This window comes from Methylobacterium sp. J-030 (assembly GCF_022829545.1).
Taxonomy (GTDB): Bacteria; Pseudomonadota; Alphaproteobacteria; order Rhizobiales; family Beijerinckiaceae; genus Methylobacterium.
On record NZ_JAKSYM010000108.1, the window covers coordinates 1 to 12,282 of the forward strand.

7 protein-coding genes and 4 pseudogenes are annotated in these 12,282 nt (G+C 59.9%); 4 read left to right on the plus strand and 7 right to left on the minus strand.

All coding sequences use genetic code 11. The features are described from left to right. A pseudogene (locus MKK75_RS06445) lies at positions 1-381 on the minus strand (transposase); the annotation flags it as partial. A 441-nt stretch (positions 382-822) separates the two neighbouring features. Here MKK75_RS06445 and MKK75_RS06450 point away from each other — a divergent pair. Genes MKK75_RS06450 through MKK75_RS06465 form a run of 4 tightly spaced genes read left to right on the plus strand, consistent with a single transcriptional unit; the run spans position 823 to position 4,884 of the window. After that, a complete protein-coding gene (locus tag MKK75_RS06450) occupies positions 823-2,265 on the plus strand; it encodes a UbiA family prenyltransferase (RefSeq protein WP_244041788.1) in 1,443 nt (480 codons plus the stop codon). A gap of 48 nt (positions 2,266-2,313) precedes the next feature. Further along, positions 2,314-2,712, plus strand: coding sequence for a GtrA family protein (locus tag MKK75_RS06455; protein ID WP_244041789.1), 399 nt, complete (start codon positions 2,314-2,316; stop codon positions 2,710-2,712). After that, the gene (locus MKK75_RS06460) at positions 2,709-4,100 is read left to right on the plus strand and encodes an FAD-dependent oxidoreductase (RefSeq protein WP_244041790.1); all 1,392 of its coding nucleotides are present in this window, start codon (positions 2,709-2,711) and stop codon (positions 4,098-4,100) included. Before MKK75_RS06455 ends, MKK75_RS06460 begins: the two co-directional genes overlap by 4 nt. Before the next feature lie 37 nt (positions 4,101-4,137). Continuing rightward, on the plus strand, positions 4,138-4,884 hold the full coding sequence (locus MKK75_RS06465) for an SDR family oxidoreductase (RefSeq protein WP_244041791.1): 747 nt from the start codon (positions 4,138-4,140) through the stop codon (positions 4,882-4,884). A gap of 227 nt (positions 4,885-5,111) precedes the next feature. Here the strand turns inward: MKK75_RS06465 and MKK75_RS06470 are convergent. The 6 genes and pseudogenes from MKK75_RS06470 to MKK75_RS06495 all read right to left on the minus strand — a co-directional run. Further along, a pseudogene (locus tag MKK75_RS06470) lies at positions 5,112-5,779 on the minus strand (transposase); the annotation flags it as partial. A 143-nt stretch (positions 5,780-5,922) separates the two neighbouring features. Next, a complete protein-coding gene (locus MKK75_RS06475) occupies positions 5,923-7,398 on the minus strand; it encodes a hypothetical protein (RefSeq protein WP_244041792.1) in 1,476 nt (491 codons plus the stop codon). A 345-nt stretch (positions 7,399-7,743) separates the two neighbouring features. Next, positions 7,744-7,967 (minus strand): annotated as a pseudogene (locus tag MKK75_RS06480) (integrase core domain-containing protein); the annotation flags it as partial. A gap of 149 nt (positions 7,968-8,116) precedes the next feature. Continuing rightward, positions 8,117-8,455, minus strand: a pseudogene (locus MKK75_RS06485) (transposase); the annotation flags it as partial. Positions 8,456-8,502: 47 nt separating this feature from the next. After that, positions 8,503-10,035, minus strand: coding sequence for an oligosaccharide flippase family protein (locus tag MKK75_RS06490; RefSeq protein WP_244041793.1), 1,533 nt, complete (start codon positions 10,033-10,035; stop codon positions 8,503-8,505). A 1,091-nt stretch (positions 10,036-11,126) separates the two neighbouring features. Next, positions 11,127-12,282, minus strand: a protein-coding gene (locus tag MKK75_RS06495) for an IS3 family transposase (protein ID WP_279593644.1) whose coding sequence is annotated in 2 segments (ribosomal slippage) — positions 11,127-12,031 and positions 12,031-12,282 — 1,157 coding nt annotated over the 2 segments. Because the reading frame shifts where the segments join, the coding sequence is not laid out codon by codon here. This gene is flagged as partial in the annotation.

Genomic DNA, 12,282 nt, shown 5'->3' on the forward strand with positions numbered 1-12,282 from the left:
GCGTGCCCCGATGCTGGCCGACGATCCGGCAGGCGTGACGGTCCGAGAGGCCGTACTTCTCTCGGATCCCGTCCACCGCCTGCCGGCGTCGCTCGGGGGCTACACGTTTCCCGAGGCGACGTCCGCCAGCACCTGACCCAACAAAGAAAGGTCCGCTACCAGCCGCCGCAACCGAGCGTTCTCCCGCTCCAGATCCCTCATCTTTCTGGCCTGATCGACTTGGAGGCCGCCGTACTCCTTGCGTCAGCGGTCGTAGCTCTGCTCGGAGATCTCCGCCTCCTTGCACGCCAGGGCCAAACTCTTGCCCTGGGCTGTCTGCACCTCGATCTGGCGCAGCTTCAGCACCACCTGCTCCGCGTTCGTCTTCTGACCTCGCCGCATGTCCAACGCCCTCGGTCCCAGCTGATCCTCTCAGTCAGCCCGGTCCAAAGTCAGCCGGTCAGGTCAGGAGCAGCGCAGCCGACGATCAAGGACCCTCTGTCCAACTCTGATTGCTGGCCTGTACGTTCGCCCTCTCGCCGTCAGGGCGCATGCTGCCAGGAATGGTCAAGCGATTTTGACGTTGTGATTGGCATGCCACGAATTGCGTCGTTGGCGGTTCCAGCAGGGTGCCCAGTCGTGCGGGTGGCTGGCGGTCTCAGAGTGCCGAGGGTGCCTCGTGAGCGTCATGACTGCAGACGAGGCCAATCATCTGGCTCAAACATACGTACTCCACTGAGGCATATTAAACTATCATCCCGTATTGCCAACAGAGATATTAATTAGTAAGACGCCGGACGCTGCGAAGCCTTCAATGCCTGTGGTGTATGGGGACAAATTATCGTGAGCGCGTCATCCGCCATGGACGAAAAACGAAGTGGTATCCCATTAGTCGCGGACGTTGACGGAACGTTACTGAAAACAGATTTGTTGCTCGAATCTTATTTCGAACTGCTTGCGCATCGTCCGCGCAAAGCTTTGTCGGCGATGACGGCGCTTAAAGATGGTAAGGCTGCTCTTAAGGCTCGTCTTGCCGAACTCGCCTTGATTGATATTGCGACCTTGCCCCTGAACGAAGACGTTCTGGCCTTCCTTAAAGCTGAAAAAGCTACCGGACGTCCGCTGTATCTGGCGTCGGCAGCCGACAAGCGCTACGTTGAGGCTCTGGCAGCGCATGTTCCTCTGTTCAACGGGGTCTTCGGTTCGGAACCCGGGCTCAATCTCGCCGGCGCATCGAAGGCAAAGGTGCTGTGCGACGCCTTCGGCGAGGGACAGTTCGATTATATCGGTGATGCGCCGGTCGACGAAGCCGTCTGGCGGAAGGCATCCGGTGTCTACATCGCAAATGCCTCGTCGCGACATCTGGCGGCGGTGCGTCAATGGGCGCCGCACGCAATGCCGATCGGTACCCGAACCCGCGGCTGGCGCGACTATCTGAAGGGTCTGCGCGCCCATCAGTGGCTCAAGAACATCCTCGTCTTTGCGCCCGCCCTCGCGGCCCACGAACTCGGGTGGCCCCTTATTGCGTCGGTCATCGCCTTCGTGAGCTTTAGCCTGTGCGCATCGAGCGTCTACATCCTCAACGACCTGCTCGATCTCAGGGGCGACCGCGCCCATGTTCGCAAGCGGCAGCGCCCGTTTGCCTCGGGGCGTGTCCCGCTTGTGGCGGGCATTGCCCTGGTGCCGATACTCCTGTCGATCTCGCTCGCGCTCGCCTTGTTCCTCCCACCGGCCTTTTGCGCCGTTCTGGCCGGCTATTATGCGCTGACCTGTGCCTACTCTTTCCTGCTCAAGCGCAAGCTGCTGGTGGACGTCGTGACACTCGCCTGTCTCTATGGTGCCCGCCTCATGGCTGGAGCTGCAGCAGCATCGGTGGTGCTGTCTCCCTGGCTCATCGCCTTCGCCATCTTCCTCTTCCTCAGTCTCGCGCTGGTGAAGCGCTGCTCGGAACTCACCGATCGGAAACAGGCGGGCAGCGGTGACCCGGTGGGGCGAGCCTATCGCCTCGACGACTTGCCGCTTCTCGAGATCATGGCGGTCGCAAGCGGTTATGTCGCGGTCTTGGTGCTGGCCCTTTACGTCCACAGCGACGATGTGAGAGTTCTCTACGGTTATCCCGACCGCCTGTGGTTGCTGTGCGTTCCTCTGCTGTACTGGGTCAGCCGTGTGTCCCTGCTGACCCATCGGGGCGCCATGCATGACGATCCCGTCATCTTCGCCGTCACGGATCGGGTGAGTCAGCTCGTGGCCGTCATCTGCGGACTCGTTATGCTTGCGAGCATGTGAGCCCCGAAAGAATCGCCGACCCGTGTCCGAATTGAAGTTCCCTCATCCATGCTCGTCTTCCTGCGCTACGTGATGTTCGCGTTCGTCGCCACCTTCGCGAACCTCGCGACGCAGGAGCTGGTGATCCGGATCACCCCTGTCGTGCCCCTCACTCTGTCGATTCTGGCCGGCACGGCGACCGGATTCGTCCTCAAATACGTACTCGACAAGCGCTGGGTCTTCTCGGAGCGATATGCGAGTCCCGCGCGGGAAATCTATAAGGTGGCTCTGTATGGCGCCTTCAGCGTTGGCACGACGTTGGTGTTCTGGGGCTTCGAAATCGCGTTCTGGAGTCTATGGCGAACCGATTTCGCCAAGTACACGGGCGCCGCGATCGGGCTCACGATCGGCTATGTGGCCAAGTTTGCGCTCGATCGAACCTTCGTCTTTACGGAGAGGCGCGTATGATAGAAGCAACCGACGGGCGTCTGGCTCCGGTCCCGGGCATCGCGATCCGTCGCGCGGAATTTTCGGGTTGGGGGCGCTATCCACGCCATCAGTCCGGTCTCGTCACGCTGACGGCGCCTGCCGACCTGACCCGGTGGATCTCCGGCCAAACCGGGGTCATCGCCCGCGGCAACGGACGTGCGTACGGCGATGCCGCTGTCGGGGAGAAGGTCACGCTGTCCACCCGCAGCCTGAACCGCATTTGCGCCTTCGACCGCCAGAGTGGCCGGATCACCGTGGAGGCGGGACTCCTCCTGTCCGAGCTTATGTCCGTGGTGGTGCCGCTTGGTTTCTTTCCGCCCGTCGTGCCGGGTACCAAGTTCGTGACGATCGGCGGCATGATTGCCGCGGACGTACACGGTAAGAACCATCACCGCGACGGCGGCTTCGGCGACCACGTGGAGGGCCTGACCCTCGCACTGCCGAATGGGGACGTCCTGTCGTGCGCGCGCGACGAGAACCCAGAACTGCTGGACGCCACAATCGGAGGTATGGGGCTCACGGGCACGATCTTGAATGCCACCTTCGTACTCAAGCCCATCGAGACCGGATTTCTACGCCAGACCACCATCGTGGCCCCGGACCTCGCGGCAGCCATCGCGGCCTTGTCGCGGACGGGTGACACAACCTACACGGTGGCATGGATCGATTGCCTTGCACGCGGTGCCTCGCTCGGGCGTTCCCTGATCTTCGCCGCCGAACATGCCGGGCGGGCGGACCTCGCGGCTTCCGGTTCGGCGGGCGATGCCTTTCCGCCGCCGCGTCCCGGGCGAATTTCGGTGCCAGTCGATTTGCCCGGCTGGACGCTCAACCGCCTCTCAGTTTCCGCCTTCAACGAAGCGTATTTCCGTCTGGGCGCGGCGAAGGCGGGCACGCCGCGCTTGGTTGAATGGAATCCCTACTTCTTCCCCCTCGACGGCGTCGGAGGCTGGAACCGGATCTACGGTCGACGCGGATTTCTGCAATACCAATGCGTGATCCCAACCGCGCAGGCGCAGGCCGTGCTGAGCGAGATTCTGGAACGCGTCTCCCGCCATGGCTCGGCCTCGTTCCTGGCCGTATTGAAGCAGCTCAGAGCCGGACGGGGCCTGCTGTCGTTTCCGATGGAGGGCTTGACCCTCACACTCGATCTGCCGATGAGCGCGGGAGTGTTCATGCTCCTGGACGCGCTCGACACCCTAGTTGTCGCATCCGGAGGGCGGCTTTATCTCGCCAAGGATGCCCGTCAATCGCGGTCGACGTTTGAGGCCGGCTATCCAAACCTCCCGCGCATGCGCGATCTGCGGCGCGCGACAGGCGCAGGAGGGCGCGTGTCCTCATACCAATCGGCGAGGCTCGGGATCCAATGAGCCCACGGCCAGCCTCATTCTCCGGAAGCTTGACCTGATGCAACCCGCGCACAAGACCTTGCTCCTGGCAGGTGGAACTTCGGACATTGGGCGCGAAACGGCGCTCTGCTATGCCCGAGCTGGCTGGCGGGTGTTGCTGGCTGCGCGCGATGTGGGGGAGGCCCGGCGCAACGCGGATGACATCGCGGCCCGCACGGGCACGCAAGTGTCAGTGCATCGGCTCGACGTGCTGGAAACCGACCAACTGCAAGCTTTCCTCGATGCCCTTCCGACGCTACCCGACACGGTCGTGTGCGTGATAGGGGAACTCGGGGACCAGACGCTGGCGCAGCGCGATTTCAGCCATGCGACGCGCGTGCTGCGCACGAACTTCGAGGGGCCTAGCCTGCTGCTGAGCCTCCTTGCGGAGCGGTTTCTCGCGCGGGGCTCCGGCACGATCGTAGGGGTGAGCTCGGTGGCGGGGTTGCGAGGCCGCGCTTCGAATTACGTCTATGGTGCCGCGAAGGCTGGATTCACCGCATTTCTGTCGGGCTTGCGCAACCGGCTCGCACCGGAGGCGATCCATGTCTTGACGGTGAACCCCGGCTTCGTCCGCACACGCATGACGGCGGGGATGAAGCTGCCGCCAATCCTCACGGCCGAGCCCAGCGAGGTCGGCGGCGCGATCTTCGCGGCCGCCGAGAAAGCGAAAAAAGACGTCATCTACGTCCGGAAGATCTGGTGGCTGATCATGCAGGTCATCCGATCCATCCCCGAACGCGTCTTCAAGCGCCTCAAGTTGTAAGATGCATTCGCGAGGCGACCGAGCGCCGCGCAACGTTGTAGGGTTAAGCGTCAGCGCGACCCTTGAACGTCGAGGGATTGGTGCGCCACACGCGGCTTATGTGGGCCTATCATCGCATCAGCGCACTCCGCGCGGCACTTCTCACTTGGTCCGCACCTACCTTTCGCTGTACGTCGGACCCAGGTTGAGCGAGGTAGGGCAGCGCGACGGTTTCCGCATGCGAGGCTTGGGCCACCGAAGGCAAGGTCGACCGAGAGGCGCCGCTGCGGATGGCCCTCGACGATGATACGAGTGATGACGTCAGCCAAGTAAGCCTGCGGCTTGATGCCGATGAACGTGCAGGTCTCGTTCAGGGAAGCAATCATCGCCCAGTGCTCGCCCCCGCCGTCCGAATCAGCAAACGGGCCGTTCTTCCGGTTCGAAGCCAGAGGCCGGATCGCGTGCGCGGCGGTGTCCAAGTCGATCTCTGCACGCCCATCATCGAGGAACAGGCTCAGCCCCACCCGGCGGCCCAGGGCGTAGCGGAACGCCTCGGCCAAGGTGCTCTTGCGGCAAAGCGGCCGAGCTTCTCCCGCAGCCACGACTCCGGCGCCTCAACCCCCGGCCGGCTTCGTACCCGACGGGCCGCCCGTCGCTCGTCCGCCGGGCACCCACGGATTTCGGCCTCGATCCGGTAGAGCGCGGCGATGCAGGCAAGCGCTTCCGCGGCGATCGGTGAGGCAGCGGCAAAGTCATAGAATTGCCGACGCACATGGCTCCAGCAGTAGGCCAAGTGTACTACTGCGCCGCCTTTGGCCAAGCTTTTACAGGCCGCATTGCCGTTGACCGGCAGCACGTCCGCAAACCCGGAGCGATGCGAGACCGGTCGTCCAGCCGTGCGATCCGGGGCGTAGACGGATACGCCCTGACATCGGCCTGTGACGGAACTCCCAATCCGCTCCGTATCTCGCTTCCACGCCGCCTGCCGGACGGTGCCGCCCCCAGCCAGCGCTCACGACGCATTCGGGAAGCCAATCGGAGCTTCGAGGCGATCCCCGTTCAGGAGGCTGAGTTCCGTTCGAACACTTCCATACCCTCGTACTCAAAGACCTTGTGATATTGGGACGCGAATTCGGCACTGATTTGGGCCGGCCATGTGCCCGTATGACCCGGCTCGCCATCCCATGGCGGCCGATGAACGACGACATAGCGCGGCCGCTCCCCCTCATCCCACCACCAATGGAGGTTCCTCTGACGCAGTCCGGGCAGGGAGCGGCGATGGACCAGACCGTTGATATCGAGAACCGGCTGTTTCGAGTACCAGCCGAGGTATCCGATTTCCGTCGCCGCAAAGGCGTCTGCTGGCTGGCTGTTAGCTCGCAGCCAAGCCGCGACAGCTTTGTATTCTCCGGAATGCCTATACTCATTGGGTGGAAATCGCTTGATCGGATCGAAGCTCATTTCCTTCACGAATGGGATCATCAGGAACATCGCGCCGACATACGCCGTCTGCGGCAGCGAGAGCCTGCGTCTGACAAGGGCACCGAACCACACGAGTGCCATCATGATCGCAAGGTTGGTGGCGAAATCGCCCGGCTCAAAATACCAAAAATAGGCTCCTGGAGCATCCATGAGCTGATAGCCGAGCACCTGGACGAGGCCGAATCCGACGCACAGTGCCGGAAACGTGTCGTTCCTGAACAGCCGCCGGACGGTCAGCCATAGCCCGATCGCGACCAAGGGGATCGTGAATATAAGCCACCGCGATTGGAGGATGAACGCATGAAAGAAGTCCGGTTCATTGATCCACGGACTCATTCGACGCTGCAGCGATTTCACTTCCGCAGTGTGCGGAACTACCGTCCCGAAATACAACCAAGAAATAACGACCCAGGATAAGAGGAAGGCTACGGTCACGAGTGCGGATCGCCAAGCGATTTGCCGTCTCAACATCAGGTGGCAAGCCCCGATCAAGCCCATGAGGATGATGCCTTCGGGCCGCGTCAGGGCTGTCAGTCCCGCGAAAACTCCCGTCCGGAAACTGTCGCCGTTATGTTGATAAGCGAGGGCGGTGAAGGAGACGAGTGCCATCAGCAAACTGGTCTCCATCCCGAACGACTGCAGCAGCCGTGCCCCGAAGGCCGTGCCAGCTGTGATGACGATCGCTTCCACCCGGCCGTCCCGGCGCCAAGCCACATATTGAGCCACCACCAGGGCGTAGAGCGGAATACCGTAACTAACAGCGAGAGCCGCCGAAGAATATCCAAAGACAAGTCCAACCACAGTGAGAACGATAGTATAAATCGGAGAGGTCGCGGGATTAGTAAGTTCTCCGACGTTATATAGCCACCCTTGTCCAGAGCCTATGTTGGCCGCAATGCGAAGGTATATATACGCGTCATCGGGCATTGCTGGTATGAATAAATAGGATATGATCGCAACAATTACTGCGCCTGCAGTCAGGATGACTCCATCTGCAAAATCCCAATCTTTCGGTGCAAGGCTACTCTTATTTTGAAAATGGCTCGTCAGCATCTCGGACCAACTATATGAGTGGTTGTGTAGCGTGGATATTTGCTATCTTGACCAGGGTCAAGAAAATGATGCGAGACAACAGATAACGTATTGTTCGGCGTTGGTGAATTTGCGGGCGGACAGTCCAGTGGACGCTGAATACCGAGACGTTTGCACCTTAGCGTGAAAGCCCGCCCATCCAGTTTGCGATTCCAGAAAGTCGCTCGGGATGCGAATGTGGTTGCGAAAGGGAAGGGCAGCGTGTCGTTGGTGAGCGTCGGCGTTGACGGGTGTAAAGCGGACTGAGAAGTGGCTCGGTTTGTCTGAACAGTGACCTGGGCCTGGATGAGTGGCGTCCTGCCGGGTTCAGGCGGCCGCGGGATGCGGCAGCCTGTCGAAGGAGGTTTGGTCGGGGGTGCGTCGGTCGAGACTCGAATGGGGCCTCCGTCCATGGTAGACGGCGAGGTGCCGGCCGATCGAGGCGCGCGCCGTGCTTACGGTGTCGTAGGCCCGGAGGTAAATCTCCTCACGTACTTGCCCGACCGCCACAGCCGCTCGACGAAGACGTCGTCGCGCCAAGCGCCCTTGCCTTGCGTCGGGGGCGTCCGCTCGTCTGCGCCAACCGCGTCGCCTCGGCGCGAAACTCAGGCGTAAAGGTTTGCTTCCGGTCTGCCATCGGAACCCTCCTCCTTCAGGAAAAGAGCTCTCCACTTTTGCGGAGCAAGGCCATGTCGCCGGACCCCCTTTTTGCAGCGATCGAGGCGCTGTCGAGGGAGGCTTGACTGAAGTTGATCCCGTTCTGGCGGCCGAGCCGGTTGAGCAGGGCCTTTTGCAGGCGGTCCCACACCCCGGCCTCATGCCAGTCGCGCAAGTGCCGCCGGCAGGTCATCCCCGAACCGCAGCCCATCTCGCGTGGAAGCAACTCCCAGGGCGTGCCCGAGCGCAGCACGAACTGAATACCCGTCAGCGCCGCGCGGCCAGGTCTTCGCGGGCGACCGCCCTTCGGCTTAACCGGTTCAGGCGGCAGCAGCGGTGCGATCTCCGCCCATAGGCTATCGGGAGGGAGCGGTCTCGCCATCCCATCTCAACGCACAGCAACAGAACGCGTCTGTCATAATCATATTATCACGCTTCCACCGTCCGAAAGACTTTGAAGCGGAGTTTTTTATAAAGTCTTTCGACTAAATGCTCAGCGCCTGGAGGCGACCCGGAGAAGTACCACAGCATCATCAGAACGAGCGTGTAGCTCGCGCCGCCAAGCGCAATCACCGAGGCTAAGCAAAGTGCGAATTTTATACCAGTATCAAGCGTAAGCATATAGAAAAGCAAAGGGAGAATCATGATCGTCATGACTGCACTGGCAATAATTGGGCGTATGGCCGCCTCAAGTTGCTGGCGATATGATAAATTGATGAGACGTTTCAAAAACACGAATGCAATAAGTGCAATGAAGACATTCATGCAAACACGGGCCCAAATAGCGCCTTCAACACCGTAGTTTTTGACTGTAAACCAAGTGACCGGTAATTTTACGAAGAATTCGATGCTCGTTGCGATTGTGATCAGCTTCGGTCGCTCAAGCGCAACCGTCACAGATGGCCAAGGCAGGGTGAATAAGCCGGGGAGAAACGAAAGCGCGATAACACCAAGAATATAACCAACTCGTCCCCATTCGGGACCGAGGAACAGACGCGCCACTTGATCCGAAGTGATGAACAATCCGACATATGCTGGAATACCCAGTGTGCAGATCGTCGAGACAGCTTGTAAATAGGCTCGGCGCAGCCCGTCTAGGTCATCCGTCCGCCCGTATATGACTGTATTCAACGGGCGCATAATCGGAACAATAACCGACTGATTTGGAAAATTCGCCAAATCCGAACTCAGTGCGTACTGGCCGAGATCGGCCTTCGTTACAAAATGGCCGAGAAAGAACCGGTCGCATTGCCAGCTGATCGCAACGAAAAGCTGGGTGATGGCTCCCCATCCGATAAAATGAGAAAAGGCACGCCATTTTTCCAGCGTCAAACGTGGACGGTATGGAGCCATGATATACGATAAAATAGTTCCCACGAGAGGCGTTGTCACAGTCCCGGCCGCGATAGCCCAATAGCTGCGGAAGGTATATGCAACATAAAGAGACATAAACGCACCGAAAATCTTCCCGCATATCTCAGCTGCAAACTCGCGACTAAAATCGAGATTCTTCACAAAAACGATCATATAGGGGCTTGCGAGTCCCCTCACGATTGGAGCGATCGATAAAATTAGTATGAGATTGATAATTCTAGAGTCGGAGCTTAATAAAGAAATCGGATAGGCCAAGACGTACGAGATAATCAAAAATACGATACTTCGTAAAATACTGAGCGTAAACGCCGTATCGAAATGTGCAGGGTCTATCATCTTCAGCCGTAGAATAGCCAGTCCAACCGGCAGCTCAAGCATGGCCTCCGCGACTAATATAAAACCCATTGCGAGTGCGACCAAGCCAAAATCTGCAGCTTCGAGAACCCGCGCCAAGATAAACAATACAACGGCATCAATGGATTTTGCGGCGAACCGCGCCGCTAACAGCCAGCTCGCACCTTTTGCCGCAGCCTGCTGAACATTCTGCTCTTCACCTGCGGATGGATTCGATTGTCGAAGACTCATCATTCACCGACATTGATTTTTGCACCGCGTCCACGGCCTGCACAACTACTCACGAAAGCCACGGGTCTAAACTGTGATAATGAAGTGGTATAATGAAGTTAGTATGCGGCACAAGAAGGGAGAATTCGAATATGTATTAAAAACCCACTTTGCGAAATTATAAATACTCAATTAGTGCAATCTGGATGAACCCGTCACGCCTCAAAAAATTTGGATTTTATTACGCTTGACATCCAATCTGACCTGGCGACCTTCCGGTCACTCATCGGTCCGGGCGGTCCAAGAAAATTCTTGAAAATCTCGACCTTGTCAGATGCCAAGCGGTGTGGCTATCACGGATCGCGAGAAGCAAGTCAAACCATTCCTCCACGCTGGCTCGACGCCTGATGGACGAAATGGGCGTCCCGCTCGATTTCGCCTGCTTGATGCGCCTTTGCCAGGGGGCATAGTACGGGTATTCGTCCCAGATGTTTTTTGGGGCTCTGCACGCCAGTTCGGCCCGCGCGCAAGATCGGCCCGCAATCTGCCCCGATTACGGAGATCGGCCGGACGAAATGGTGTTTGCACCCGGTACGCGGGCTAAATCGCAAGGCACCTTGCGTTCGAGAAGACTGTTGCCTTCCGCGCCTTTTGCTCAAGGGATGCCAGTCCAGCGCAGGAGTGTGCATCAATCCAAATGCTTGGCTTTCCGGGCGCTTGACGGGCGATCGGAATCGACTCTGGCATTGCAAGTTGCGCTCGACAAGCATGAACAAACGGCTGACCCATTTGGCTCCCCATGCTTCTGTCGCTGTTTGGCGTCTGCCACACACAATTTTGATGCGGGCATGTGCGCAATGGCCTGTTGTATCCGACGCCGGGGCGACCGCGCGAAGACGTCAGCGAGCTAATCTCACCGCCGCGCGATGCGTGCCGCATTGCAGGGAGTTCGTGAGTTAGCTAGCATATCGCCGGGCGCCATCTCACTTTGCTTCGATATTTTCAATCCACAGCGTGTTAGCCCGATCTCGGATCCCCACCACGAGGGAAAAGTCATCATCACCAACGTGATGAGGCGTCGTGGCGTGCCTCCATTCGGTGGTCCAGGTTCAAAGTTAGTGCATCGTCGGTCGCGTGACGATGGCAGGCCGAGCGGACGGCACTGAGCCGCTCGGTTCCGTCGGCCACATGACGACCTCCGGCGCAGGCGGGCAGTAGCCGAGGTATGAGTGCGGCCGGATGCTGTTGTCGTGCCTCCGCCACTGCTCGATCACGACGCTGGCTTCCTTGAGGGTGTAGGACACCTCGCCGTTGAGGAGTTCGTCCCGCAGCTTTGCGTTGAAGCTCTCGCGGTACCCGTCCTCCCACGGACTGCCCGGCTCGATGTAGGCGGTCTCTGAGCCGACCGCAGCGATCCAGTCCCGGACAGACCGAGCGATGAACCCAGGTCCCTTGTCTAAGCGGCTATGGCCTAGCACGCCGCGCAGGCTGAATAGATCCGAGAGGACATCGATCACGTCGTGCGCCTTCGGCGTACGAGATACGCGGATCGCCAGGCACTTACGGGTGAACTCATCAAGGACATTCAGCAGCCGGTACTTGCGACCGCCATGCGTCCGGTGCTCGACGAAGTCGTAGGACCAGACGTGGTCGGGTCGCTCCGGCCGCAGGCGCGCACACGAGCCGTCATTGAGCCAGAGGCGGGCGCGCTTTGGCTGTCGGGCTGGAACCTTGAGCCCCTCCCGCCGCCAGATCCGTTCGACCCGCTTCACGTTGACCGTCCAGCCATCGCGCCGGAGCAGCGCGGTGATCCGACGGTAGCCGCAGCGCCCGTACCGCAGAACCAGTGCGACAATGGCGGCGGTCAGTGCGGCCTCGTCCTTGACCACCGCGGCGCGGTTGCGCTGTGTCGAGCGGTGCTGACCGAGAACGCGGCAAGCGAACCGCTCCGACACGCCATGCTCGGCCACGACGTGGTCGACACAAGCCCGGCGGCGAGCCGGGCTCAGAAGTTTCCCGAAGCCGCCTCCTTCACGATGAGCGTCTCCAGCGTCAGGTCCGAGATCGCCCGCCGGAGGCGCTGGTTCTCAGGTTCCAGAGACTTCAACCGCTTGACCTGATCTCCCTTCGAGCCGCCGTACTCGGATCGCCAACGATAGTCCGTGACCTCCGTCACCTCGATGGATCGGATTGCTTCGGAGACCTTGCGGCCCTGCGAGACCAAGACATCGACTTGGCGAAGCTTGGCGACGATCTCTTCAGCCGTATGCT

Excerpts from the sequence above, each read along its gene's own strand:
- MKK75_RS06455 (WP_244041789.1), top strand. The coding sequence starts at position 2,314 with ATGCTCGTCTTCCTGCGCTACGTGATGTTCGCGTTCGTCGCCACCTTC.
- MKK75_RS06460 (WP_244041790.1), top strand. The coding sequence starts at position 2,709 with ATGATAGAAGCAACCGACGGGCGTCTGGCTCCGGTCCCGGGCATCGCG.
- MKK75_RS06465 (WP_244041791.1), top strand. The coding sequence starts at position 4,138 with ATGCAACCCGCGCACAAGACCTTGCTCCTGGCAGGTGGAACTTCGGAC.
- MKK75_RS06475 (WP_244041792.1), bottom strand. The coding sequence starts at position 7,398 with ATGCTGACGAGCCATTTTCAAAATAAGAGTAGCCTTGCACCGAAAGAT.
- MKK75_RS06490 (WP_244041793.1), bottom strand. The coding sequence starts at position 10,035 with ATGATGAGTCTTCGACAATCGAATCCATCCGCAGGTGAAGAGCAGAAT.